This is a genomic window from Pantoea hericii, from assembly GCF_014155795.1.
Classification (GTDB): domain Bacteria; phylum Pseudomonadota; class Gammaproteobacteria; order Enterobacterales; family Enterobacteriaceae; genus Pantoea; species Pantoea eucalypti.
Genome location: NZ_SCKV01000001.1, coordinates 475,644 through 499,255, shown reverse-complemented (window position 1 = coordinate 499,255; position 23,612 = coordinate 475,644). Strand labels below are relative to the sequence as shown.

General features: G+C 52.0%; 28 protein-coding genes. All 28 read left to right on the top strand.

Going from position 1 to position 23,612, the window contains the following annotated elements; all coding sequences use genetic code 11:
- Positions 1-28: 28 nt before the first annotated feature.
- A complete protein-coding gene (locus tag H7K52_RS02175; RefSeq protein ID WP_182629600.1) occupies positions 29-292 on the top strand; it encodes a hypothetical protein in 264 nt (87 codons plus the stop codon).
- Between the two features lie 194 nt (positions 293-486).
- Positions 487-645 carry a YnfU family zinc-binding protein gene (locus H7K52_RS18850; protein WP_220486693.1) on the top strand — a complete coding sequence of 53 codons (159 nt, stop codon included), beginning with the start codon at positions 487-489 and terminating at the stop codon, positions 643-645.
- Between the two features lie 334 nt (positions 646-979).
- Complete coding sequence (locus H7K52_RS02170; RefSeq protein WP_182629599.1) at positions 980-1,255, top strand: Acb2/Tad1 domain-containing protein; 276 nt, start codon at positions 980-982, stop codon at positions 1,253-1,255.
- 36 nt (positions 1,256-1,291) lie between these two features.
- The gene (locus tag H7K52_RS02165) at positions 1,292-1,765 is read left to right on the top strand and encodes a hypothetical protein (RefSeq protein WP_182629598.1); all 474 of its coding nucleotides are present in this window, start codon (positions 1,292-1,294) and stop codon (positions 1,763-1,765) included.
- Between the two features lie 129 nt (positions 1,766-1,894).
- Positions 1,895-2,308 carry a gas vesicle accessory protein GvpU gene (gene gvpU, locus H7K52_RS02160; protein ID WP_182629597.1) on the top strand — a complete coding sequence of 138 codons (414 nt, stop codon included), beginning with the start codon at positions 1,895-1,897 and terminating at the stop codon, positions 2,306-2,308.
- Between the two features lie 51 nt (positions 2,309-2,359).
- Positions 2,360-3,817, top strand: a complete 1,458-nt coding sequence (locus tag H7K52_RS02155) for a glycosyltransferase family 2 protein (protein WP_182629596.1) — start codon at positions 2,360-2,362, stop codon at positions 3,815-3,817.
- The gene (locus tag H7K52_RS02150; protein ID WP_220486717.1) at positions 3,799-4,416 is read left to right on the top strand and encodes a hypothetical protein; all 618 of its coding nucleotides are present in this window, start codon (positions 3,799-3,801) and stop codon (positions 4,414-4,416) included. The genes H7K52_RS02155 and H7K52_RS02150 overlap by 19 nt, the downstream gene beginning before the upstream one ends.
- On the top strand, positions 4,385-4,735 hold the full coding sequence (locus H7K52_RS02145) for an HNH endonuclease (protein ID WP_182629594.1): 351 nt from the start codon (positions 4,385-4,387) through the stop codon (positions 4,733-4,735). The genes H7K52_RS02150 and H7K52_RS02145 overlap by 32 nt, the downstream gene beginning before the upstream one ends.
- A 220-nt stretch (positions 4,736-4,955) precedes the next feature.
- Positions 4,956-5,429 (top strand): phage terminase small subunit P27 family, encoded by a 474-nt coding sequence (locus H7K52_RS02140; protein ID WP_008925123.1) that lies wholly within the window; start codon positions 4,956-4,958, stop codon positions 5,427-5,429.
- Between the two features lie 3 nt (positions 5,430-5,432).
- Positions 5,433-7,163, top strand: coding sequence for a terminase large subunit (locus H7K52_RS02135; RefSeq protein ID WP_008925124.1), 1,731 nt, complete (start codon positions 5,433-5,435; stop codon positions 7,161-7,163).
- Positions 7,163-8,467, top strand: a complete 1,305-nt coding sequence (locus H7K52_RS02130) for a phage portal protein (RefSeq protein WP_008925125.1) — start codon at positions 7,163-7,165, stop codon at positions 8,465-8,467. Before H7K52_RS02135 ends, H7K52_RS02130 begins: the two co-directional genes overlap by 1 nt.
- 11 nt (positions 8,468-8,478) lie before the next feature.
- Complete coding sequence (locus H7K52_RS02125; protein ID WP_008925126.1) at positions 8,479-9,327, top strand: head maturation protease, ClpP-related; 849 nt, start codon at positions 8,479-8,481, stop codon at positions 9,325-9,327.
- Between the two features lie 9 nt (positions 9,328-9,336).
- Entirely contained in the window at positions 9,337-10,551 is a 1,215-nt protein-coding gene (locus H7K52_RS02120) for a phage major capsid protein (RefSeq protein WP_008925127.1), read from the top strand.
- A gap of 37 nt (positions 10,552-10,588) precedes the next feature.
- Positions 10,589-10,915 carry a head-tail connector protein gene (locus H7K52_RS02115; protein ID WP_008925128.1) on the top strand — a complete coding sequence of 109 codons (327 nt, stop codon included), beginning with the start codon at positions 10,589-10,591 and terminating at the stop codon, positions 10,913-10,915.
- Positions 10,912-11,247, top strand: coding sequence for a phage head closure protein (locus H7K52_RS02110; RefSeq protein ID WP_008925129.1), 336 nt, complete (start codon positions 10,912-10,914; stop codon positions 11,245-11,247). Before H7K52_RS02115 ends, H7K52_RS02110 begins: the two co-directional genes overlap by 4 nt.
- Positions 11,240-11,623, top strand: a complete 384-nt coding sequence (locus tag H7K52_RS02105; RefSeq protein WP_008925130.1) for a hypothetical protein — start codon at positions 11,240-11,242, stop codon at positions 11,621-11,623. Before H7K52_RS02110 ends, H7K52_RS02105 begins: the two co-directional genes overlap by 8 nt.
- A gap of 10 nt (positions 11,624-11,633) precedes the next feature.
- On the top strand, positions 11,634-12,026 hold the full coding sequence (locus H7K52_RS02100; protein WP_220486692.1) for an HK97-gp10 family putative phage morphogenesis protein: 393 nt from the start codon (positions 11,634-11,636) through the stop codon (positions 12,024-12,026).
- A gap of 33 nt (positions 12,027-12,059) precedes the next feature.
- Positions 12,060-12,512, top strand: a complete 453-nt coding sequence (locus tag H7K52_RS02095; RefSeq protein ID WP_182629593.1) for a phage tail protein — start codon at positions 12,060-12,062, stop codon at positions 12,510-12,512.
- A gap of 54 nt (positions 12,513-12,566) precedes the next feature.
- Complete coding sequence (locus H7K52_RS02090; RefSeq protein ID WP_182629592.1) at positions 12,567-12,935, top strand: phage tail protein; 369 nt, start codon at positions 12,567-12,569, stop codon at positions 12,933-12,935.
- Between the two features lie 241 nt (positions 12,936-13,176).
- Entirely contained in the window at positions 13,177-16,524 is a 3,348-nt protein-coding gene (locus tag H7K52_RS02085; protein WP_182629591.1) for a phage tail tape measure protein, read from the top strand.
- 2 nt (positions 16,525-16,526) lie between these two features.
- Complete coding sequence (locus H7K52_RS02080) at positions 16,527-16,868, top strand: phage tail protein (RefSeq protein ID WP_008925135.1); 342 nt, start codon at positions 16,527-16,529, stop codon at positions 16,866-16,868.
- 52 nt (positions 16,869-16,920) lie between these two features.
- Positions 16,921-17,658 (top strand): phage minor tail protein L, encoded by a 738-nt coding sequence (locus H7K52_RS02075; RefSeq protein ID WP_008925136.1) that lies wholly within the window; start codon positions 16,921-16,923, stop codon positions 17,656-17,658.
- A gap of 2 nt (positions 17,659-17,660) precedes the next feature.
- Positions 17,661-18,380 carry a C40 family peptidase gene (locus H7K52_RS02070; protein ID WP_008925137.1) on the top strand — a complete coding sequence of 240 codons (720 nt, stop codon included), beginning with the start codon at positions 17,661-17,663 and terminating at the stop codon, positions 18,378-18,380.
- Positions 18,373-18,996, top strand: coding sequence for a tail assembly protein (locus tag H7K52_RS02065; RefSeq protein WP_008925138.1), 624 nt, complete (start codon positions 18,373-18,375; stop codon positions 18,994-18,996). Before H7K52_RS02070 ends, H7K52_RS02065 begins: the two co-directional genes overlap by 8 nt.
- A 56-nt stretch (positions 18,997-19,052) precedes the next feature.
- Positions 19,053-22,262, top strand: a complete 3,210-nt coding sequence (locus H7K52_RS02060) for a TipJ family phage tail tip protein (protein ID WP_182629590.1) — start codon at positions 19,053-19,055, stop codon at positions 22,260-22,262.
- Complete coding sequence (locus H7K52_RS18845) at positions 22,262-22,564, top strand: hypothetical protein (protein WP_220486691.1); 303 nt, start codon at positions 22,262-22,264, stop codon at positions 22,562-22,564. Before H7K52_RS02060 ends, H7K52_RS18845 begins: the two co-directional genes overlap by 1 nt.
- Position 22,565: 1 nt before the next feature.
- Positions 22,566-23,246 carry a hypothetical protein gene (locus H7K52_RS02055; RefSeq protein WP_182629589.1) on the top strand — a complete coding sequence of 227 codons (681 nt, stop codon included), beginning with the start codon at positions 22,566-22,568 and terminating at the stop codon, positions 23,244-23,246.
- A gap of 88 nt (positions 23,247-23,334) precedes the next feature.
- Positions 23,335-23,559 (top strand): phage exclusion lipoprotein Cor, encoded by a 225-nt coding sequence (cor, locus tag H7K52_RS02050; protein ID WP_182629588.1) that lies wholly within the window; start codon positions 23,335-23,337, stop codon positions 23,557-23,559.
- Positions 23,560-23,612: the final 53 nt, after the last annotated feature.

Here is a 23,612-nt window from a genome sequence, read left to right as displayed (position 1 = left end):
TCACACATTTAATGGGCAAGGTACGGCTATGGCTTCGAAAAAAGCTCTGTTTCCTGACGAGTTCTCGTTCGAAAATATTACGTATATCGGGCAAGCGGACACCACAAACAACCAACTTCTGATACCGTTCAAAGATCGAACCTGCCCATTCGATATTGGTGAAAAAATTTTGTTGAGGCAGGGCGCTAAGATGCTGTGTTTTGACATACTGGATTATGAGATGAGGGATAGAGAGGTTGGTGGCAGTCTTCCTTACATGGCTATAATTCATGTAAATGATATTGATAGCTAATCCTTAGGTAGCCACCGAGAATTTTGTCTGCTGATTAAATCCAAGCGCAGGCTAATCAATGGGGAGCCGGTCAATGGCCTTGCGTGATTAACTAATCTTTTCATGATATATCTTAAGATTAGTCGTAATGGTTATGATTAAAAAATAACCAGCAGTGTTATGATTAGTCTCATTCATGAGAAAGGCCGAATACCATGTCCTACTTCAGTCAGGTAATGGACCGTATCGCCAGAATCAACACTGACGCTAAGTGTCCAGTTTGCGGGAAAACGTCCAAGCAGTCCGTTACGAAGGTTTCAAAAGAGCAAGCTTTGTTATGCCCGCACTGCAAATCGCTCTTTGTAATCCATTAATAAATAAACACGAGCACTAAGCCGCCTCCGGGCGGTTTTTTTTGTGCTGAAAACTGCATTCAATGAGTTCACTTTTCAGCATAAACACTATGAATTATCAGCGGGTGGCTTCACCATTGCTGAGGATTAAGCGCGTTTAACCAGTAAAAAATTCTTATGAAGGCTTCATGTTCACGCATGTGAAGCCAATCGAACCAGTTATGAAAGTCAAAGATTAAAAAAAGGCCCCGTGCAGGGCCATTCAAAGAGGAACACTATTTATTGTTATTCTGAAATATTAAAGGCATACATCGTCATTGCAAGCGTAAGCGGTAACATTAATGAGAGGAAAATCATGAGCGAAGCAAAACCGCAGGACGGCAGCACCGTTAAGGGCTATCGGACGCTCTCTTATGGCGAAATCGGCAAGATGAATCAGTTCAAAGAGCTGAGTCGCCAGTTCATTGCATTGCTGAAACAGCACGCTATGGATTTGGACTCTGACCCAAGCCTGCGGAACACGCAAGAATGCTGGGATGCAAATGAGTGGTTGCGTGAAGCACACAAGGATATGCAGCGTGCCTGTATGGCGGCGTGTCGTGCTGTAGCCCGACCAGACTCAGACTGCTGAGATCATCACAAGGCGCATTTGCGAGTGCGCCTGATAATGAAATTTAACTCACATGCCTCTATTATTAATTTACGTAAATCAATGAGACATATAGGTATGTGGGCGACAATTTGGGCTGCTGCTTCAGCATTATTTACCCTGCTAACAGGAGTGATAGCCTTATGGGCTATGTTTCGGTGGAAAAAGCAAGATGAACTGAAGGCCCGTTTAAATTTCAAAATTGCCATAAGTCACTACGCAACCTGCCTAACATCGTTGCCAGAGTATCTTGGTTCGGGTTACATCAGAAAGACGCACCAAAATAGATGTGAAGAACTCTCAACTCATTTTGAGGAGTGTATGACGTCAAAACTGGTGTTGGAGCACCTTCTTGATGGAGAGCCAGAGGTCTTACATGCCTGGGATTTCATTAGACAAAATCATCATAGGTATTTTTCAGGCGATTTATCAAAAAGCGATCTGGGTAAAGAATGCATGGTGATACTGAATCACCACTTTGTTTTTAATTAAAATTACCCGAGACGGAGTAATCGTTAGCCAGGCTGTAAAAACGGTGCAAAGTCGCAAGTATAAATTTTGCTTCACTAAGATTTATCCTAAAGGTAAGGTGTATCTCCAATCATGTAAGGAGGTTACACAATGTCTCAGAATGATTTGAATGAAGTTCTTGCCTATAAGATGAAAGATGCTGATTTACTCTCTATTGCTGATTTAGCAAATAAGCATAATTCTGGAATTGGAATCACGCTTTTTGTCAAAGGGGCATTGGTAACAGGAGTCACAGTTTCTGGTCGTGAATATTACGAAACTCAGATTAAAGCTTTAAGTGAGGTAAATAACGACACGTCACAGCTTCTGTCTCAGCACTTCAGTGAAGGGCTAAGTTACTATCAGGCAGGAGAAAATGAGAGCTTTGAGTATCCACAAAACTTTCTTCACCTCAAAGAGGCTTCATTCACGCTCGGTGGAGGTAAGCTAAATCCCTTACCTAATAGCCTGCTCAGAATAAAAATTGAAGAAATTGATGGGTTTATTCTGGGGCAGTACTTTTAATCGATAGAATATTTAAAGGCCGCCTTCGGGCGGTTTTTTGTTGGGGTAATTATGGAAGTTGCGATTGATGGCGTGCAATACGTGCCGGTCATTGAAAGGGATTTGAACATCGGTATCGCCATCAGCACCCATAACCGCCATGACGTTTTATCCCGCGCCCTTGAGCATCAGCTGAAGTTCCTGCCGGCCGGTGCGCTGGTGGTTGTTATTGATGACGGTTCAGCCATAACAGTATCAGTGCCTGAGGACGTCAGGGTCATACGGCATGAAACCTCACGCGGTATCGTGGCCGCTAAAAACGCCAGCCTTGAGGCGCTGATTGATGCCGGATGTGAGCACCTGTTCCTGTGGGACGATGATGCATGGCCGATTACTGGTGGCTGGGAACGGCCTTACATTGAATCGCCTGAGCCACATCTGGCTTACCAGTTTCAGGATTTTGCCACCGGGCAAAAACTTAACGACATTGCGGTGCTGTATCAGGATGACCGGCACATAGCTTATACCGGCCAACGCGGCGTGATGCTGTATTACCACCGCAGTGCGATTGAGAAGGTTGGCGGATTCGATCCCATCTACCAGCGTGGCATGTATGAGCACTCTGATTTGGCACTGCGCATCCACAACGCAGGGTTAACCAGCTGGGCGTTTGCTGATGTCGCTGGGTCAGAAAAGCTGATTTACTCACTTGATGAGCATCAGGCCGTAGAGCGTTCAGTGCCAAAGCCTGACCGTGAAGAGCAGGTGAAGCGCAACGTCACGATTCACAATGAACGCCGCAACAGCGGTTACACCGGTTACACAGAGTACCGGCAGCAGCGAAACGTGGTGATTACCACACTGCTGACCAGTCAACCGGACCCGCAGCGCGGCACCAGAATGACGGCATCGCCTGACCTGCTGGCTAAATGGGCGGCATCGGTCAAAGGTGCCGCCGCTGTAGTGTTGGCCGATGAGCTGACTACCGCACCTGCAGGCGCGTCGCTGGTAGCCGTTACTGATGTGAAGATGAATGTTTACTTCCGGCGCTGGCTGCATATCTGGCAGCACCTTCGCGATCATCCTGAATATCACTTCGTCTGGTGTACTGATGGTACTGACCTTGAGATGCTACGCGAACCGTGGCAAGGGATGGAGCAGGGCAAAATTTACGTTGGTTCTGAACCTAAAACCTATGCAGACACATGGGCTAAGCAGCAGCATCCTGAAGGTGTTTATCAGGCTTTTCTCGCTGAGCACCAGAATGATGTGATGCTGAATGCCGGTCTGCTTGGTGGCGCTCGTGCTGACGTGATGGCAATAGCCCATTGCATCGTCCGCCTCTATTACCACATCGAATCGCTGCGCTTCTGGAATCAGGAAGTGAAAGCAGCAGCTGTTGGCGACATGATTGCCTTTGGCATTGCTGCGCATCGATACAGTGACAGGCTGGTCACCGGCCCCCATGTGCACACAGTGTTTAAATCAGATGGTATCGGTAAGGAGTTTGCCTGGTGGAAGCACAAATAAGTTTTGTGGTTGTGGGCCACCACTCACGTAGGCATCAGGCAGAACGCCTGGCACAGATGCTTAACGCTCACCTGCTTATTGATGAGGATCATCATGGCGCGAACTGGAATCATCGTCGCGCTATCGAGTGGGCCAGCCAGCAGGACTGCCGGGTAGTGATACTGGAAGACGATGCACTGCCGGTATCTGGCTTCGCGCAAAAGGTGGCTGAATGGCTATCGCGCTTCCCTGACGACCTGCTGAGCTTCTATCTCGGTACCGGCAGACCGCCGCAGTATCAACCCGAGATAGCGACAAAGCTTATTGATACCGACCGGCAACAGGCAGATTACATCACACTCAACCGGCTGATTCATGGAGTCTGCTACAGCGTCCCTAAGCCAAAACTTAATCAGGTTATCAGCCGCTGGAATCATGGCTCGCCTGCTGATTACGCGGTGGGTGATGCGTGCGGCGGTGCAGTGGTGTACCCATGCTACTCACTGGTTGATCACGCTGACGCGGCGACGGTTGAGCACCATCCCGATAACACACCACGAACTGAACGCCGCAGGGCGTGGAGACTGGATGCCGCAACGAATACCCAGAGCGTGCCGTAAGCATGGCTGCGCTAAGACAACCACAGACCGCTCTGGCTATTGCGCTGATCACCTCAATGAAGGATGGCAGCAGCATCAGAACGGAATGAGCAGGCACCAGCGCGGCTATGGCAGTCAATGGGATGTCAGACGCGCACGAGTTCTTGAGCGTGATCGGCACCTCTGTCAGGAATGCCTGCGAAAGGGCAGACCCGCAGCGGCAAAGACGGTTGACCACATCACCCCGAAAGCACATGGGGGTACCGATGACGATAGCAATCTTCAGGCTTTGTGCTGGCCGTGCCACAAGGCGAAGACAGCCAGAGATAGAATCAAATGATAATGATTATCGTTTTATGCTGTCATGGTGCACCTTTTTGGTGCGGAAATGCCAGAAATGAGAATGACTCTCATTTGGGTGGTTTTTGAAGGGGGAGGGCGGGTCGAAAGTTCCCCCCTTTCGCCTTTCAGGACCGCCGCCTAACCCTTTTTCACACCGCCGCAGGATAGAAAACTTTTTTTGGGGTCCCCCAACCAGTTATTAATAGGAGTTTTCGATTATGCCAGGACCACCGAAAACCCCGACACATCTGGCTTTGGTGAAGGGGAACCCATCAAAACGGGCAGTAAACAAAAAAGAGCCAAAACCGCCCTCTGGGGTCCCCCCAGTTCCGAAGCATCTGGACAAGATGGGGAAGTACTGGTTTAAGCGAATCGGCGAAGAGCTTGATGCGGTCGGAGTGATGACCACTCTCGACGGTAAAGCACTTGAGTTGCTGATCGAGGCTTACACCGAGTACCGGCAACACTGCGATGTTCTTACTGAAGAGGGCTACACCTACAAAACGGTGTCTGCAACGGGTGAGGATATTGTTAAAGCACATCCGGCAGCAGTGATGAAGTCCGATGCGTGGAAACGCATCCGGGCGATGCTCTCTGAATTTGGCATGACCCCGGCCAGCCGCTCCAAGGTTGGCGCATCCGGGCCATCCGAAGCCGATCCTCTGGAAGAGTTTCTCAAAAAGCGCAAATGATGAATGGCAACTGTTCAGGCTGGTATTCAGTACGCAAAAAGCGTGCTGGCTGGCGAGATCGTTGCTGGCGAACTGGTGCGCCTTGCGTGCCAGAGATTCCTTAATGATTTAGAACACGGGCCGGAACGCGGTATCTACTTCAGTGAGGACCGCGCCCAGCACATTCTCGACTTCTATAACTTCGTTCCGCACGTAAAAGGTGCTCTGGCAGGTAAGCCTATTGAGCTTATGCCCTGGCACATCTTCATCCTGATAAACCTTTTTGGTTTCACCATTCCGCTGATTGATGAAATGAGCGGTGAAGAGGTCATGGATGATGATGGCGATCCGGTCATGGTTCGCCGGTTCCGTACCGCTTATAACGAAGTGGCACGTAAAAATGCCAAATCGACGGTTTCATCGGGTATCGGGCTTTATATGACCGGCGCTGATGGTGAGGGGGGCGCAGAGGTTTACTCAGCGGCCACAACCCGCGATCAGGCCCGGATTGTATTTGATGATGCCAAGAACATGATTAAGAAAGCGCCACGCACTTTAGGACGTTTGTTTGGTCACGTTAAGCTGAACATCCATCAGGAGCGATCAGCATCAAAATTTGAACCCCTTTCCAGTGATGCTAACAATCTCGACGGCCTCAATATCCATTGCGGCATAGTTGATGAGCTGCACGCTCACCGGACACGTGACGTCTGGGATGTACTTGAGACCGCCACGGGTGCGCGACTTCAGTCTCTTCTGTTCGCCATCACTACAGCAGGGTCCAATAAAGAAGGCATCTGCTTTGAACAGCGTGATTACGCCATCAAGGTCCTACGCGGCGTCGTGGAGGATGACACTTACTTTGCTGTCATTTATACCCTGGACGAAGAAGACGATCCGTTTGATGAGGCTAACTGGCCAAAGGCTAACCCCGGTCTCGGTGTCTGCAAGCGCTGGGACGATATGCGCCGCCTCGCTAAAAAAGCAAAAGAGCAGGTTGCTGCGCGGCCTAACTTTTTCACTAAGCACCTGAATATCTGGGTTACAGCGGAAAGCGCCTGGATGGATATGGATCGCTGGTCGAAGATGTTGCCAACTGCCGAAGAGGCCAAAAGAAAAGGCTGGCCTCTTTGGGTTGGTGTTGACCTCGCAAACAAAATCGACATCTGTGCTGCTGTTAAAACATGGCGAGATCCGACAGGCGAGACGCATATGGAGCCCCGCTTCTGGTTGCCTGAGGGGCGCATTGAAACAGCGCCTAATCATATTGCAGAGCTCTATCGTAAATGGGCTGATGCAGGACACCTTGAGCTTACAGACGGAGATGTAATCGATCATGGGGTCATTAAGGCTGAAATAGTGGAATGGGTAAAAGGCGAGAATATTAAAGAAATCGCATTCGACCCATGGAGCGCATTGCAATTCAGCCTGGCGCTGGCTGAAGAAGGCCTGCCTCTGGTTGAGGTGCCGCAGACGGTTAAAAACCTGTCTGAGTCCATGAAGTCAGTTCAGGCGGAGATATACGGCAATAAGTTCCATCATGACGGCAACCCCGTTATGACCTGGATGATGTCGAATATCACCGTCAAACCTGACAAAAACGACAATATCTTTCCGAACAAATCTACGCCGGAAAACAAAATTGATGGGCCGGTTGCATTATTCACAGCCAAAAGCCGACTTCTGGTAAATGGCGGCGGTGATGTGCAGGACCTGAGCGGCTTCTTTGAAAACCCGATAATGATAGGTTTCTGATGAAAAAAAATAATCAGCCCGGCAAAGTTAAAAGCGCTTTGCTCAATTGGCTTGGTGTACCGATCGGACTGACAACGGGTACTTTCTGGCAGGAATGGATGGGCATGAGTACCAGCGGAAAAGTTGTATCCGCTGACAAAGCGATTCGGCTCTCTGCTGTATGGGCCTGCGTCCGACTGTTGAGTGAGTCAGTCTCCACGCTGCCGCTGAAGATTTACGAGCGACAATCTGACGGATCACGAAAGCCAGCTACAAACCACCCGGCTTATCAGGTTTTGTGCCGCCGACCAAATCTTGAAATGACACCATCTCGCTTCATGTTGATGCTGGTGGCAAGCATATGCCTTCGTGGTAATGGATTTGTTGAGAAAAAGATGATCGGCAACAAGCTGGTTTCTCTGGTGCCGCTTTTGCCTCAGAACATGGTCGTAAAGCGGCTTGATAACGGTTCACTGCAGTACACGTACACAGAGTCAAATTCACAACGAGTTATCCCCGCTAAAAATATCATGCACATTCGCGGGTTCGGTCTTGATGGCGTCTGCGGAATGATGCCCATGATGACGGGGCGTGATGTTATTGGTGCTGCGATGGCGGTAGAAGAGTCTGCTGCCAAGATATTTGAAAACGGTCTTCAGAGCTCCGGTTTTCTCTCTGCTGAAACTGCGTTGGATAATGACCAGCGCGAAAGGCTGCGTGGTTATATGCAGGCGTTCACCGGCTCGCGTAACGCCGGGAAGATCATGGTGCTTGAAGGCGGGCTGAAGTACCAGAATGTCACCATGAACCCTGAAGCGGCTCAGATGCTGGAGTCACGTGCTTTCAGTATTGAAGAAATTTGCCGATGGTTCCGCGTACCGCCGTTTATGGTCGGTCATGCGGATAAGCAGAGCAGCTGGGCTTCGAGCGTAGAGGGAATGAACCTCCAGTTTCTGACTAATACTCTGCGTCCTTTACTGGTCAATATTGAACAGGAAATTTCGCGTTGTCTTCTGGATGGCGATGAAGATTTATTTGCAGAGTTCTCTGTTGAAGGTCTTCTTCGCGCAGACAGTGCTGGTCGCTCTGCCTATTACACCACGGCGTTGCAGAACGGCTGGATGTCACGTAATGACGTCCGCCGACTCGAAAACATGCCACCTATTGAGGGAGGCGATCTTTATACAGTTCAACTGAACCTTACGCCGCTGGAGGACCTGAAGAAAAATAGCCAGGCAGCACAGGCCGCCAACCTCCTTAAAGTTCATAACTACGTTTTCCCTGATATTCCTTTCGAACAATCCCCGCTGAAGAAAGCGGCTTAGGAGTTATTCACATGACACTGAAAAGCCTTCCGGCAGCGCCGGCGGGACGGCCTTCTGCGCTCTCAAAAAGAGACCTGCCGTCAGCAGCAATGGAACGCTGGAACGGCGGTATCAAGGCCGCTAATCCCGACGAAAACAGCATTTCCGTATTCGATGTGATTGGCTCTGATTATTGGGGGGATGGGGTGACAGCAAGCCGGATCGCTGGAGCGCTGCGTTCAATGAACGGCGCAGATGTGACAGTAAACATCAACTCACCAGGCGGTGACATGTTTGAAGGCCTCGCCATTTACAACCTTCTGCGTGAATACGAAGGCAAGGTGACGGTCAAGGTTCTTGGTCTTGCGGCGTCGGCGGCATCAATCATTGCGATGGCTGGTGATGATATCCAGATTGGTCGGGGTGCCTTCCTTATGATCCACAACTGCTGGGTTTATGCGATGGGAAATCGTCACGATCTTGAGCAAATTGCCGCTGACATGGAGCCATTCGATAAAGCGATGGGTGATATCTACTCCCACCGTTCAGGTCTCAGCACGGGCGATGTCGCCAAAATGATGGACAGTGAAACTTATATCGGTGGCAGTGATGCAGTTGATAAAGGTTTTGCTGACCGCCTGCTTTCAGCAGATGAAATTTCTGATGACGACGATAGCCCGGAAGCAGCGCTTCGCAAGCTTGATGCTTTACTGGCTAAAACCGATACCCCGCGCTCTGAGCGCCGAAAACTTCTAAAAGCCTTATCAGGCGGCACGCCGGGCGCTGCTGCCAACTCCGAGGGTACGCCGAGCGCTACCGATGAAGTAAACCCTGAAAACGTTAAACAACTCCAAGACGCCCTGGCGGCGTTCGGCAATTAAGGAATCACTATGTCAGATGTAAATGAATTACTGAAAAAAGTCTCAGCTAAGCTTGATGAAGTTTCTGGCACCTTCAGCCAGAAGGCTGAGGATGCTCTGAAAGAGGCCAAAGATTCAGGCCAGCTTTCAGCACAAACCAAAGAGGCAGTTGATAAAATTGCTTCTGAGTTCAATGCGTTGAACGAAGCGAATAAATCGCTGAAGGCGTCTGTGGGTGAGCTTGAGCAGCATGTTGCAAATATGCCGCTGAACGCTACTAAAAAGACAATTGAGACCGTTGGTCGGATTGTTGTCAGCAATGAAACGCTGAAATCATTTGCAGCCAGCGTTGAAGGCGGTAAGCGCGTAAGCATTCCGGTTAATGCTGCTTTGCTTTCCACTGATGTTGCTGATGGCGTTGTTGAGCCCCAGCGCCTTCCGGGAATTGACACTGCACCTAAGCAGCGGCTTTTCATTCGTGATCTGATCGCACCGGGCCGCACAACGTCCCCTGCTATTTTCTGGGTGCAGCAGACTGGCTTCACAAACGCGGCAAAAGTTGTTGCTGAAGGCACTACCAAGCCTTATAGCGATATCGAATTTGCTACCAAGATCACTCCAGTCACCACCATTGCTCACATGTTCAAAGCGTCTAAACAGATTCTGGATGACTTTGCACAGCTTCAGTCAACCGTGGATGCTGAAATGCGCTACGGCCTGAAGTATGTCGAAGAGCAGGAAATTTTGTTTGGTGATGGCACTGGTGTTCATCTGCATGGCATCGTTCCGCAGGCTACTGCGTTCGATCCGGCATTCTCAGTGGCCCAGCAGAGCGGCATTGATGATTTGCGCCTCGCGATGCTTCAGGCTCAACTGGCTCGCTTCCCGGCTTCTGGCCATGTTCTTCATTTTATCGACTGGGCGAAGATTGAGCTGACAAAAGACACGCTGGGCCGTTATATCCTGGCGAACCCATCCGCACTGACTGGACCAACACTCTGGGGCCTGCCGGTTGTCGCGACTGAGGCGGCACAGTTCCGTGGCAAATTCCTGACCGGTGCATTCAACGCGGCCGCTCAGCTGTTCGATCGTGAAGATGCCAACGTGGTTATCTCCACCGAGAACGCCGACGACTTTGAGAAGAACCTAATCTCAATTCGTTGTGAAGAGCGTCTGGCATTGGCGGTCAAACGTCCTGAATCCTTCATCTACGGAAACTTTACCGGCGCTGAAAGCGGTTCTTAATTCTAGCGGCCTTCGGGCCGCTTTAAGGTTTCTCATCATGATCATCGCAATTGAAACGGTCAGGGAGCACTGCCGCATTGATGCTGACGATAACAGTGAAGATTCGCTGTTGATGATCTACATCGGAGCGGCAAAGCGGCACATTGAGAAATGGACACGTCGAAATCTTTATGAAACCAATGCTGATGCCGGGTTTGATACCGATGAGGACCGTCTTCTGCTTGATGATGATATTCGCTTGGTCATATTGCTATTGGTCGGCCACTGGTATGCAAATCGCGAAGCTGTCAGCGACAAAAATACCAGCGAAATGCCTCTGGCGGTGGATGCGCTCCTTCAACCTTACAGGATTTACGGACTATGACCGGCCTTGCGGCTGGCGAGCTTGATAAGCGCATTAAGGTCCAGCGCACCGAATCTGAGCGCGGTCCGCTTGGTGAGGTGTTGCCGGGGCAGGTTGTCATCAGCTCTCCTTTTATCTGGGCGAAAGCTGAAAACATTTCAAACCGCAAAATACGCAGCATGGATCAGCAGCAGATTGTTGAAACCTGGCAGTTCACAATCCGGCCACGCAGCGATGTTCAGACGGACTGGAAAATAAGCTGGGGTAATGAGGTTTACACAATCAGGGCTGTTGACCGCAGCAGCCGGGATCGTGCTGTTATCACAGCTGAAAGGGATGTGCGTCATGATTGAATCAGGCATCTATAAATCCCTTCAGTCCCTATCTGAACTAGAAGTCTATCCACTTCTGATTCCTGATACTGAGCAGCAAGGGATCACTTACCAGCGTATTTCTGACCCCGAGATTGAAGGCGGTCTGGTCAGAACATCGCTGGTGGCCGGTCGGTTCCAGATTTCCTTTGTGAAAGTCTCTGACTACTCAGGCCTGCTGGCGCTTGATGCTCAACTCTGGCAGATGTGGAAGGGCATCAGGCATGGGGATATCGGCGGCTATCCGGTTCAGTACGTTGAGCGCGGTACGCTGCAGCAGGATAAAGTCACGCTGCCTAACAACGCAGTGCAATACCGCCTGACCAGAGACTTCATCATCTACTTCAGTGAGGTATGACGTGCTCAGAATGGAAGTCACAGGCCTTGATGAGCTTGAGCGTCAGCTTATTGCGCTGGGTGAAAAGGCCGGAACAAAGGTTCTGCGCGAGGCGGGCCGTGCCGCGCTGCAGGTGGTTGAGCAGGATATGAAAGAGCATGCAGGTTACGACCAATCAGCGAAAGGCCCGCATATGCGTGACTCAATCAAAATACGCTCGACAACGCGCACCAGAGGTAATGCCGTTGTGGTGCTTCGCGTCGGTCCCAGCAAGCAGCATTACATCAAGGCGCTTGCCCAGGAGTTTGGCACGGTCAAACAGGTTCCCGAACCCTTCATTCGACCTGCGCTGGATTACAACAAATCCCGCGTTCTACGAATCCTCGCGGTAGAAATACGGGACCGCATTCAAAACAACGGGTAGCAGCCGCTACCACCTTCATAGAGAGAGAAAGTCATGGCTGATAAAACTTCGCCAGAATACGCGATGCTGCCTGCAGGAACCGTAGTGAAATGGGGGGCATCCGGTGCCGCTGTCTCAGCGATGAAGCCGCTGATTAACTGTAAGGCGCTCGGTGCTACCGGACAGACCGGCAGTTTCGTGGACTGCACCACGCTGATTGATAAGAGCAAGCAGTTCATTTCAGACCTGCCGGAAGGTCCGGAGAAATCCCTGGGCTTTATCGACGATCCGTCGAACACCGATTTTGCCGCTTTCCTGAACGCCGCGCAGAACCGCCAGACCGTGCAGTTTTACGTTGAGCTGCCGAACGGACGTACCGCAAACATGGTGCTGGCGCTTTCTGGCTGGCAGATGAATGAAATCACGGCGCCAGCCAGCGAAGTGATCCAGATTACCGTTCAGGGCAAGCAGAACAACATTGAGTGGGGCGTTGTCGCAGGCTCCTGATTAACACAGCCACGCCGCCTGATGGCGGCTTTTACCACCTAACGGGATCAAATAATGTCCGAAAAAAAATTCAGTGCGGCCACGTTAAAGTCAGTTCTGTTGCAGCCAAAGTCTACCGCCATCAAAACAGAGCTGCTGGGCGCTCAGGTATACATCCGCCGGCGCACTGCCGGTGAGCTTATTCGCTACGAGGAAGAGCTGGATGCAGCGCAGGCAACCGGCAATATCCGTGCAATTTCTGAAATGAGCGTCCAGCTTGTTCTAGACAGTTTGGTTAATCCTGACGGCTCGCCTGTTAAAGCTGAGCTTCTTCCGACCGCTGCAGAGCTGCTTGAGGCTCACGATAACCCGACGCTGATGGCGGCAATTGAGCGCGTGAAAACGCATGCCATCGGTAAACTGGAAGCTGCCGAAAAAAACTGACCAGCTCGCCATGGCTGCAGCTAATTTTGTGGCTGGCGGACAGGTGGGGCGAGCCTGACCCGTCAGTTATAGCAGCATTACCGTGCGACACGCTAAACCACTGGCGAGCTTACTTTCTTCAGCAGGGCATCCTGACCCGCTCTGAGCCGCAATCCGCGCAATCCCCACACGACACCAGGCCGAACACGGCCACGCATAGCGTGGATCAGCAGTGTGACGCCGTAATGAGGGCGTTAATGTAATGGCTGACGTAGCATCGCTGGCGGTAGGGTTACACCTCAACGCTGCAAATTTTAAAAGCCAGCTCGTCAGTGCGTATGGCGATGCCGGTAAGCAGTCGCGCCAGTTCAACAGACAGGCGCAGGACGACGCAAAGAAAACGGAAGAGGCTTACGGTCGCGTTAATGCTGCCGTTCGCGGACTGGCCGGGCGGATCGCCGGGCTGGCTGGCGTAGGGCTGTCACTCGGTACCATTATCCAGACGTCCCGCCAGTACTCTCAGGCGCTGTCTGACCTCTCATCCATTACCGGCGCGACAGGCAACAAGCTGCGCGATCTGGGTGCAGCAGCGCAGCAGATGGGGCGCACTACCGAGTACAGCGCCAGCCAGGCTGTTGAGGCGCTGAAGCTGATGGCATCAGCCAAGCCCGAGCTGCTTGATACGGCTGACGGGCTGCAAAAGGCGACCAACAGCGCACTGCTGCTGGCACAGGCGGGCGGCAGTACGCTGCCAGACGCCACCAGAACGCTGGCCCTGTCACTGAACCAGTTCGGTGCCGGTGCTGAACAGGCCGACCGTTATATTAACGTCCTTGCTGCCGGTGCAAAATTTGGCGCTTCCGAAATTAACGATACCGCCGCCGCGATTAAAAATGGAGGCGTGGCCGCTGCGCAGGCAGGTATCGGTTTTGAAACGCTCAATGCCGCCATTCAGGTGCTGGCATCGCGTGAAGTCAAAGGAGGTGAAGCGGGTACCGCGCTGCGCAATATCATCCTCAGCCTTGAGAAAGGGACTGATAAAACCCTCAAGCCGTCCGTTGTAGGGCTCAGTAAGGCGCTGGAAAATCTGGCTGGCAAAAATCTGTCTACTGCGCAAGCCGTAAAACTGTTTGGCGTGGAGAATATCAACGCCGCGTCAATCCTGACGGGTAATCGTGGCAAAATTGATGAGCTGACCAAATCCCTGACCGGGACTCAGACGGCGCATGAGCAGGCAGCGATAAGGGTGAATAACCTGAATGGCGACCTGATGGGGCTTACCAGCGCCTTTGAAGGGCTGATTATCAAAGTGGGCCAGTCAGGCAGTGGTCCCCTGCGCTCCGGTATTCAGGTCATTTCCGAAGGCATTAATAAGCTTTCAGATAACTTTAACGCCGTGGCCTCTGTCGCGCTCTATACGCTCATTCCCGTACTTTCTACAAAGCTCACGGCAGGGCTGAGGGAAAACATCTCAGGCTGGGCGGCGAACGAAGCCGCAGTGCGGAAAAATGCGCTGCAGCAGGCAGAGACGGCGAAGCAGACCATCGCCGCCGCGCAGGCAACCCGTCAGCAGGCTCAGGAAGAAGCCCGCTATCTGGGTACGCGCACAGCGGCAAACGCTGCAGCCGGTATCAATGTCGGCTATCAGAAAGAGCAGGTCGCGCTGAGCCGCACCATTCGTGAGTCAAGAATTGCGGAAACAGCGGCAACGGAACGACTGGCGGCGGCCAATGCACAGCTATCTGTCACGGCCCGCGCTGCCTCTGTTGCATCCGGCCTGGCGCGTGGAGCGCTGTCGCTCATTGGTGGCCCGGTTGGTGCTGCGATGCTTGCCGGCTCGGCGCTGCTTTATTTCCATGAACAGGCGAAACAGGCGCGTCAGTCAGCGATTGATCTCAAAGGCGCTGTGATTGAAACCACAGCCGCACTGATGCAGCTTTCAGACAAGCAGCTTTCCGTGAAGCAGCTGGACCTGCAGGACCAGTATGAAAATCAGCTTACGCAGAGAAACCAGCTGATTAAGGAAATTCAGGATGCTGACAGCCGTATGGACAGCCTCAAAGGCTTCGATCCCTTCGGTCAGCTGGCAGGTGTAGAGAAAGGAAAAACCCGCGCAGAAGCCGATCTCGAGTCTGTAAACAGCGGTCTGAAAACGCTTAAAGACAACATGGAGAACGTCGATAAAGCGCGTTTCCTGGTGAAAACAGGTATTGCTGACTCGGCTAAAAACCTCAAAAGCGACGTACAGGCCGCAACAGCTGCAGCTGCTGAGGCTGGTAAAGTGGCATCGCCGTGGGGCGGTGAGGACCCCGCTAAGGCTGATAAGAAAGGCGCTCAGGCGCTGAAGCAGTTCACTGCGCTTCGCAACGAGATTGAGCAGGCGCACGCCTCAAGCCTGGAAAAAATCAATCTTCAGGAAAAGGTTTCGCAGGAAAAAATCCTGAAAGATGCCAAAGCTGCCGGAGTGAGTCAGGCAGAAGTGCAGCGCGTGCTGACCCTGAATGCGGCTAATTATCAGCGTCAGCGTCAGGAGTTGGCCGAGCAATATTCCCCGGCTAAAGCCATTATCCGTCAGGAGACCGAAGCCAGCCGCAATCTGAAAGAGCTTTATGACGCTCGCCTCGTCACTGAGCGAGAGTACCAGTCTGCCCGCATTACGCTGGCAAACGATTCTGCTCAGAAGATGATTCAGGCACAGGCAACTCAGGCGGCTGCACCAAAACTTAATATAGCCGGAGAGGTTGATCCGGTTGCTCAGCTTCAGAATCAGCTGGTGCAGCAGCAGAGCCTTTATACCGCTTACTATGAAAATAGCAGGCTGAATAAGGATCAGTACGAAGCGCTGATGCAGAAGTCCTCGCGCGATTCAGCAGATGCTCAGTATCAGGCTGCGCTCAATTTGTATGCCGGACAGAGCACACTGAATAAAGGGATCGTGAGCCTGGCCGAAACGGCGGCAGAGAGAACGACTAACTCCCTGACTGGTTTGCTTACCGGCACGCAATCTTTCCGGGAAAGCATTTCAAATCTGTTTGCCTCGCTGGCGCAAAGCGTCATCAAAAGTCTTATTGAAATGACCGCACAGGCGCTGCTGACCAAAACAGTGCTGTCATCCTTCATGAGTTTTGGGGGGGCAGCGGTCGGCGCAGTGGGCACAGGTGCAGCAGCAACGGCGGGCAGTACCGGTGCCATGGGCATGAGTACCAGCTTTCAGGCTTACGATGGCGGCGGATTTACCGGGGAAGGTGGCAAATATGATCCCGCTGGCGTTGTTCACAAAGGTGAGTTCGTTTTTACCAAAGAGGCCACCGAGCGTATTGGCGTTGAAAACCTCTATGGGATGATGCGCGGCTATGCCAGCGGCGGGCTGGTCGACGCCCCTACGGAACGACCTGCATCAGCATCAGGTAGTAGTCTCGCTGGTGGCAATACCATTATTCAGGTCGACGCACCGGTGACGATAATGCAGGAAAGCGGTGCTGGTGAATCATCCGCGACCGGCACCTCGGCTGTAGCCTCACAGCTTAAATCTATCGTTCAACAGACGATTACGGACAGGCTGAAGAAGGAAATTTCACCGGGCGGCATTCTTTATAGCGGTCGGAGCTGATCATGGCGACAGATACATTTACCTGGGCTACCCGTATTCAGGCGAGCGAACAGCTTAGCGTTTCCACCATTCAGGCGCAGTACGGCGATGGTTACAAGCAGGTCGCCGGGAAAGGGATCAATGATGCTGCTGAAAGCTGGTCGCTGAGCTGCAACGGTCAGGTGGACGTTATGGCTACTGTGCGTGCGTTCCTGAAAACCCACGTCGCTACCTCTTTCTGGTGGACAAATCCTTGGGGTGAGAAAAAGCTTTATCGCGTTAAAGGAGATTCGATTAATCCAAAGTTTATCAATGGCGGATTTGTCGAAATTAGTTTTACCTTTGAGCAGTCTTTCGAACCGTGACATGTCACGATAACAACAGAGCGCATCAGCGCCCTTTTTTATTGGGTGAAAAATGAGTTTTAACCAGGACGTTCAGGCGCTGGAGCCGGGAAGTCTGGTCCAGCTGATTGAGATTGACGGCACGGCTTTTGGGCTTGATACCGTGCTGCGCTTTCATGCGTACAACCTGCCGACCGAAGGCTGGCAGTCATATGCAGCAGAAAACCTGCCGTCCATCATCTGGCAGGGCAATGAGTACGACCCGCATCCCTATGAGCTGACCGGTATGGAGATGAGTAGCACCGGCTCACAGCCGACGCCAAAGCTTTCTGTTGGCAACGTAGGCAACTATGTCACCGCGCTGTGTCTGCAGTTTGACGACATGGTTAAAGCGAAAGTGCGTATCCACACCACGCTGGCAAAGTATCTTGATGCGGCAAACTGGACGGCGGGAAACCCCAGCGCTAACCCGCAGGAGGAACGCGTTCAGCTGTTTTACGTGAATGCGAAAACATCCGAGACGCGTGCCCAGGTGGATTTTGAACTCTGCTCTCCTTTTGATATTCAGAGCCTGCAGCTTCCATCGCGCCAGATAACGCCAGTCTGCACCTGGTGCATGCGTGGCTGGTACCGCACCGGCACCGGCTGTGATTATGCAGGCAACCGTTATTTCACCAAAGACGGCACGGCGACCAGCGACCCGTCAAAAGACGTGTGCGGCGGGCGTATGGCTGACTGCAAAGCACGATTTGGTGACGATCAGCCGCTGCCCTTTGGCGGTTTCCCGGCTGCAAACCTTCAGGGTAAATGACGATGCGTAAAAAAATTCTTGATGCGATACGTGAACACGTTGCCGCTGAATACCCGAAAGAGGCGTGCGGTCTGGTCATCCAGTCTGGCCGGACCCAGAATTACATCCCCTGCCGTAATATCGCTGACGCGCCGACCGAGCATTTTACGCTGTCGCCGGAGGATAAGCGGGCAGCGGAAGCGCAGGGCGAAATTCTGATGGTCATCCATTCACACCCGGACGCGCCACAGCTCATCCCGTCAGAGCATGATCGGGTGCAGTGCGACTTCTCCGGCGTGGAGTGGGGCATTATGTCGTGGCCGGATGGCGACTTCTGCACCATCAGCCCGCGAACTGACCGCGACTACACTGGTCGCCCGTGGCTGATTGGCAGCAATGACTGCTGGACACTCATCATGGACTGGTACCAGCGTGAGCACGGCATCACCCTGAAGAACTGGTCTGTTGACTATGAGTGGTGGGTGGACGGCAAAGAAAACCTGTATGACGACAACTGGCAGTCAGAGGGGTTTGTCGAGGTTGAGCCAGCGGAATTGCGTGAGGGTGACATGATCATGATGCGCATCAGCGCTCCGGTTACAAATCACGCCGCAATCTATCTGGGCAACAATATCATTCTTCATCACAACGCTGGGAGCCTCTCTACACGCGTTCCTTATGGCGAATACTGGCGTAACCGTACCGTGCGGATCGTGCGCAGAAAGGAGCTGATGGATGCTTAAAACCATGCGACTCAAAGGCCGGATGGCAAAAATGTTTGGTCCGGTTCACCAGTTTCACGTTGCGGATTTGCGGGAGTTGCTGCGTGCAATGTGCTCACAGTTGCCAGGCTTCAAAAAATTCGTATCAAACGCTCACCTCAACGGCATCCGGTTCGCCTTCTTTAGCGGCAAAGATAATATCGGCCTGCTGGAGTTCGACATGTCCTCATCTGCTACTGAGTTTCAGATGGAGCCGGTACTGGAAGGTTCAAAGCGTGGCGGCACACTGCAGATCATCATCGGTGCGGTCGCAATTGTTGCTGCGTTCTTCACAGCGGGCGCGTCACTGGCTGCATATGGCGCGGCTATTGGTACCACAACTGCAGTTGGACTGGCAGCAACGGCACTGACAAGCATAGGTATCAGTATGTTGCTTGGTGGGGTCGTGCAGATGCTGACTCCGCAGCCAAAGCTTAACGTGGGTGCATCATCCAGCACGGACAATAAGCCGAACTATGCGTTCGGTGCGCCGGTTAATACCGTTGCCATGGGCTATCCGGTGCCGGTGCTTTACGGTACCAGAGAAATCGGCGGCGCGGTCATCAGTGCAGGCAGCTTTACCAGCGATCAGCAGTAATCAGTGCGGGATTAATTATCAGGCCACCTTCGGGTGGCTTTTTTTATGGGTGAAATATGCGACTTCTCGAAGGTGCCGTGATTCAGGGCAGTAAAGGCGGTGGCGGCAGTGCCCATACGCCGGTAGAACAGCCAGATGACCTGCTGTCTATCGCCAAATTAAAAATGCTGCTGGCTATCTCTGAAGGTGAGATTCAGGGTGATTTAACCGCGCAGCAGATTTACCTGAACGATACTCAACTGGCGAACGAAGACGGCACCTATAACTTTACCGGTGTCGTATGGGACTGGCGCAGGGGAACACAGGACCAGACCTATATTCAGGGCATGCCTGAAGTTGATAATGAACTTTCAGTAGGCGTTGCAGTGACGCAGGCTGTCGCCTGGACGCGCCAGTTTTCAAATCTGACGCTCGATGCCGTTCGCATCAAGCTGAGCCTGCCGGTGCAGTATCAGTATAAAGACAATGGCGACATGGTAGGTACCGTGACGCAGTACGCTATTGACCTTTCAACAGACGGCAGTTCATGGGTCACCGTTGTTAATGGCAGTTTCAATGGTAAAACCACCTCTGAATATCAGCGCGATCACCGCATTGATTTACCTAAAGCAACATCCGGCTGGTCTATCCGGGTGCGCCGCATCACCGCAGACTCGACATCCTCAAAGCTGGTAAATGGCTTTAAGGTGTTTTCTTTTGCAGAGGTCATCGACAGCAAACTTCGCTATCCCAACACCGCACTACTTTATATTGAGGTCGATGCGAGCCAGTTCAGCGGACAGGCTCCGAAGGTAACCTGCAAGCCAAAAGGGCGACTGGTTCGCGTTCCGACAACTTATGATCCGGTGACGCGCACCTATGCTGGAACATGGCAGGGTGATTTCAAATATGCCTATACCAATAACCCGGCATGGATTTTCTATGACTTGGTGCTGGATAAAATTTTTGGTATGGGGACGCGTGTCGATGCCACCATGATCGACAAGTGGGAGCTGTACAGCATTTCTCAGTATTGCGATCAAATGGTGTCAGACGGCGCAGGCGGCACAGAACCGCGCTTTACCTGTAATGTTTTCATTCAGAGCCAGCAGGACGCTTACACAGTACTGAAGGACATTGCGGCTATATTCCGTGGCATAACTTTCTGGGGAAACAGCCAGATTTTCGTCAATGCAGACGTGCCGCAGGTTGATTCAGACGGCAACGTTGACGTTGATTTCGTTTACCACGCCGCTAACGTCATTGACGGCCTGTTCACTTATGCTGGTGGTAGTTACAAGAACCGCTATTCCTCCTGTCAGGTGAGCTGGTCCGATCCTATTAACCACTATTCCGATACTGTTGAGGGCGTCTACGACTCAGACCTCGTGCAGCGCTACGATGTGCGCGAGATGAGCCTCACCGCTATCGGCTGTACCTCTCAGAGCGAGGCACACCGACGCGGTCGCTGGGCCATTCTTTCTAACGCCAAAGACGGTACGGTTTCATTCGGCGTAGGTCTGGATGGTTACATCCCAATTCCGGCTGAGATTATCGGTGTAGCGGACCCGTTCCGTAGCGGTAAGCAGAACGGTGGCCGCATCAGTTCGGTTAACGGACTGCGCATCACGCTCGACCGTGCAGTTGATTACGCTGCAGGTGACAGACTGGTTGTAAATTTGCCAGACGGTACCGCGCAGACACGCACAATCGGCAGTATCAGCGCCGATAAGAAAACGGTCAGCGTGAACACCTCATTCCGCATTACGCCGGTGGCGGGGGCAGTCTGGGCCATCGACAGCGATAAGCTGGCAATTCAGTATTTCCGCATCACCTCAGTAGCCGGGAATGATGACGGCACGTTTACTATTACCGGCGTGCAGCATGACCCGAATAAGTACCGTTACATTGATGACGGCGTGCGCATTGAGCCAGCGCCAGTTACGGTAACGCCCATCAGCGTGCTGAAGGCGCCGGCCAACATCAGAATTGGTGAAGTCAGCTTTGTTGAGCAGGGGATGTCTGTCTCATCAATGCAGGTGACGTGGGATCGCGTTGAGGGTGCGATCAGCTATGTAGCGCAGTGGCGCAAGGACAAAGGCGACTGGATTAACGTTGCAGTCACCAGTGCTCAGGGCTTCAGCATTCAGGGCATTTACACCGGCGTTTATGATGTTCGCGTGCGTGCTGTGAATGCCGCTGAGGTATCTTCCCCGTGGGGATACGCCGATTCAACCTCACTAATTGGCAAAGCAGGTAAGCCGGGCACGCCGGTTAACCTCCGCGCCACTGATAATGTGGTCTGGGCAATTGATGTGACCTGGGCGTTTCCTGATGGTTCTGGTGATACTTCTTACACTGAGATTCAGGTGGCCACAACTGCTGACGGGCAGAACCCACAGTTTCTGGCTTATGTTCCTTATCCCGGTGTCAGCTACCAGCACGGACCGATGCCCGCTGGCGTTCGCCGCTGGTACCGCGCCCGGCTGGTGGACCGCATTGGCAATACCGGCGACTGGACAAAGTTTGTGGAGGGTGCCAGCAGTGTTGATGCGACCGCGTTGCTGGGCGACATTACCGAGCAGGTCCTGAAAACAGATGCCGGTAAGCAGCTCATTGCCAAAGTCGATACCAACATTGATGCCATGCTGCAGAACGCGCTGAACCTCGATGCAACGGTTGATCACCAGATAGCAGAGGCTGGCAAAAACCGTGCTGACATCCTGACGGTGAAGCAGACCATCGCAACTAACGAACAGGCGTATGCCCAGAAGTTTGAACAGATACAGGCGACCGTAGACCAGAACACAGCTGTTGTTCAGCAGACGTCAACAGCCCTGGCTGACACAAATGGTAAACTCTCTGCACAGTACTCAGTGAAAGTCGCCGTGGACAGCAACGGTCGCCAGTACGCGGCTGGTATGGGAATAGGGGTAGAGAATTCTCCTTCCGGCATGCAGACACAGGTGCTGTTCCTGGCTGACCGCTTTGCCGTAATGTCGCAGGTTGGCGCAACACCGAAAACCTTCTTTGCTATCCAGAACGGGCAGACCATCATCAATCAGGCGTTTATTGGTGATGCGACGATCACAAGCGCGATGATCGCGGCATATATTGAGTCTACAAATTATGTTGCAGGCGCGACGGGATGGAGGCTAAGCAAAGACGGAACCTTTGAAAATAATGGCTATGAGCCCGGTAATGGTCGGATGGTGCAAACCAACAACCAGATATCGGTCTATGACGGCAGTGGCGTTCTGCGCGTTAGAATGGGGAAACTCAGCTAATGGCATATGGCTTCGGAACATGGGATGCAAGCGGAGTCGATAATAACACCGGGCTCGTTAAAATAAACGCGCTCGGCGTTATGTCTATCGATGCAACAAGTAATTACAGCCAGGCATTTTCATTGCCGTCAGGTTATTCACTTGATTACCTCTTTCAGCCCAATGGTGACAGGAATGGCACTGGCAGAAAGAAAATATATGCGAGCGGTGCCAGTATAGTTGTTAGTCAGGTGGCAAGCTCTGACTACTCCTCTGGCACCTTTCCAAATGTTCCGGGAAATATACTGGTGTTCGTGAGGTGATATGTCCTATGGAGCAATGCTGACAGACTCAGCAGGAGTGCCATTTTATATTGGTGACACAATGCCATTAACGCTTCTTGAAAAAAGAGTGCTTAGTGTGCCAGCAGCATCAGGGAGCGGGGCTGTCATTAATCTATTCAATAACGATGGCGTCATCAGGTTTGTTTTCGTCAACAGTAATGGCGCTCAGGGAAGCGGCCAAAACACTTGTGAAGCGATGGAGTTATCTGGGGGAGTCTGGAGCTTGCGCTGTGCTGGAGCCGCAAGAACGGTCAATGTTTATATTTTTGGTTACCAATTTCAGCCAGTCCCTGCATGGGGCATTCAAATAAATGATTCTCAGGGCAGATGCATTTTAACGAATGAGACAAAGGTCCTGCGAGATGTGCAAAAGCTCGGAGATGAGGGGTCTGACTCGGGTTCAGGATTCAACGCCAACTTCACATTGTCAGGCGAGTGGGCAGTGGCTCCTGCTTACACTGGTAATTATACGGGAACAGTGAGTCAGGGAGGTCAGGTTTATCCGGTTGTTGCTCAATATGCAAGCAGCGCCAGATTTAATGGCAGCACAACACAGGTTACCAGTGGCTATATTGGAAACCTTAATACTGGAGGGGGAGGCACAGGAACCATGACTAACTACCGAAACCGTCTGGTAGCAGTTAACGTTCAGAGATATTAATAAAATCGATCTTTGAAATACATCAATTTGTTTGATGTATTTTGGGTATGTATGTATAAGATGCATAACTCAAACAAGGATGAAAATCATGAAAAAGATTGTGTTATGTCTTGCCGTATCTGCTCTTGCTGGCTGTCAGGTTTTACCACCTCAGCAGTGCTCAGCGACTGCCCGGATTGGTGGTCAGGACGTATCCGTTCCGATTTACGGCATTAAGAAAGTAGCCAATCAGACACAATATTACGCGGGAAACCCGTTTGGATGGAAGTGGGTATCAAAGGCGAACTTCACCAAAAGCACCTGCGATAAATAGTAAATAACTCAAATCAATTAACCCGGCCACCGCGCCGGGTTTTTTATTGCCCG

What these genes read in the sequence shown, in the direction of transcription:
- H7K52_RS02105 (WP_008925130.1), top strand. Translation starts at nt 11,240, where the DNA reads ATGATTGAATCAGGCATCTATAAATCCCTTCAGTCCCTATCTGAACTA.
- H7K52_RS02120 (WP_008925127.1), top strand. Translation starts at nt 9,337, where the DNA reads ATGTCAGATGTAAATGAATTACTGAAAAAAGTCTCAGCTAAGCTTGAT.
- H7K52_RS02090 (WP_182629592.1), top strand. Translation starts at nt 12,567, where the DNA reads ATGTCCGAAAAAAAATTCAGTGCGGCCACGTTAAAGTCAGTTCTGTTG.
- H7K52_RS02060 (WP_182629590.1), top strand. Translation starts at nt 19,053, where the DNA reads ATGCGACTTCTCGAAGGTGCCGTGATTCAGGGCAGTAAAGGCGGTGGC.
- H7K52_RS02145 (WP_182629594.1), top strand. Translation starts at nt 4,385, where the DNA reads ATGCCGCAACGAATACCCAGAGCGTGCCGTAAGCATGGCTGCGCTAAG.
- gvpU (WP_182629597.1), top strand. Translation starts at nt 1,895, where the DNA reads ATGTCTCAGAATGATTTGAATGAAGTTCTTGCCTATAAGATGAAAGAT.
- H7K52_RS02170 (WP_182629599.1), top strand. Translation starts at nt 980, where the DNA reads ATGAGCGAAGCAAAACCGCAGGACGGCAGCACCGTTAAGGGCTATCGG.
- H7K52_RS18850 (WP_220486693.1), top strand. Translation starts at nt 487, where the DNA reads ATGTCCTACTTCAGTCAGGTAATGGACCGTATCGCCAGAATCAACACT.
- H7K52_RS02135 (WP_008925124.1), top strand. Translation starts at nt 5,433, where the DNA reads ATGGCAACTGTTCAGGCTGGTATTCAGTACGCAAAAAGCGTGCTGGCT.
- H7K52_RS02130 (WP_008925125.1), top strand. Translation starts at nt 7,163, where the DNA reads ATGAAAAAAAATAATCAGCCCGGCAAAGTTAAAAGCGCTTTGCTCAAT.
- cor (WP_182629588.1), top strand. Translation starts at nt 23,335, where the DNA reads ATGAAAAAGATTGTGTTATGTCTTGCCGTATCTGCTCTTGCTGGCTGT.
- H7K52_RS02100 (WP_220486692.1), top strand. Translation starts at nt 11,634, where the DNA reads ATGGAAGTCACAGGCCTTGATGAGCTTGAGCGTCAGCTTATTGCGCTG.
- H7K52_RS02080 (WP_008925135.1), top strand. Translation starts at nt 16,527, where the DNA reads ATGGCGACAGATACATTTACCTGGGCTACCCGTATTCAGGCGAGCGAA.
- H7K52_RS02140 (WP_008925123.1), top strand. Translation starts at nt 4,956, where the DNA reads ATGCCAGGACCACCGAAAACCCCGACACATCTGGCTTTGGTGAAGGGG.
- H7K52_RS02175 (WP_182629600.1), top strand. Translation starts at nt 29, where the DNA reads ATGGCTTCGAAAAAAGCTCTGTTTCCTGACGAGTTCTCGTTCGAAAAT.
- H7K52_RS02110 (WP_008925129.1), top strand. Translation starts at nt 10,912, where the DNA reads ATGACCGGCCTTGCGGCTGGCGAGCTTGATAAGCGCATTAAGGTCCAG.
- H7K52_RS02070 (WP_008925137.1), top strand. Translation starts at nt 17,661, where the DNA reads ATGCGTAAAAAAATTCTTGATGCGATACGTGAACACGTTGCCGCTGAA.
- H7K52_RS02085 (WP_182629591.1), top strand. Translation starts at nt 13,177, where the DNA reads ATGGCTGACGTAGCATCGCTGGCGGTAGGGTTACACCTCAACGCTGCA.
- H7K52_RS02075 (WP_008925136.1), top strand. Translation starts at nt 16,921, where the DNA reads ATGAGTTTTAACCAGGACGTTCAGGCGCTGGAGCCGGGAAGTCTGGTC.
- H7K52_RS02115 (WP_008925128.1), top strand. Translation starts at nt 10,589, where the DNA reads ATGATCATCGCAATTGAAACGGTCAGGGAGCACTGCCGCATTGATGCT.
- H7K52_RS02095 (WP_182629593.1), top strand. Translation starts at nt 12,060, where the DNA reads ATGGCTGATAAAACTTCGCCAGAATACGCGATGCTGCCTGCAGGAACC.
- H7K52_RS02055 (WP_182629589.1), top strand. Translation starts at nt 22,566, where the DNA reads ATGTCCTATGGAGCAATGCTGACAGACTCAGCAGGAGTGCCATTTTAT.
- H7K52_RS02165 (WP_182629598.1), top strand. Translation starts at nt 1,292, where the DNA reads ATGAAATTTAACTCACATGCCTCTATTATTAATTTACGTAAATCAATG.
- H7K52_RS02125 (WP_008925126.1), top strand. Translation starts at nt 8,479, where the DNA reads ATGACACTGAAAAGCCTTCCGGCAGCGCCGGCGGGACGGCCTTCTGCG.
- H7K52_RS18845 (WP_220486691.1), top strand. Translation starts at nt 22,262, where the DNA reads ATGGCATATGGCTTCGGAACATGGGATGCAAGCGGAGTCGATAATAAC.
- H7K52_RS02065 (WP_008925138.1), top strand. Translation starts at nt 18,373, where the DNA reads ATGCTTAAAACCATGCGACTCAAAGGCCGGATGGCAAAAATGTTTGGT.
- H7K52_RS02155 (WP_182629596.1), top strand. Translation starts at nt 2,360, where the DNA reads ATGGAAGTTGCGATTGATGGCGTGCAATACGTGCCGGTCATTGAAAGG.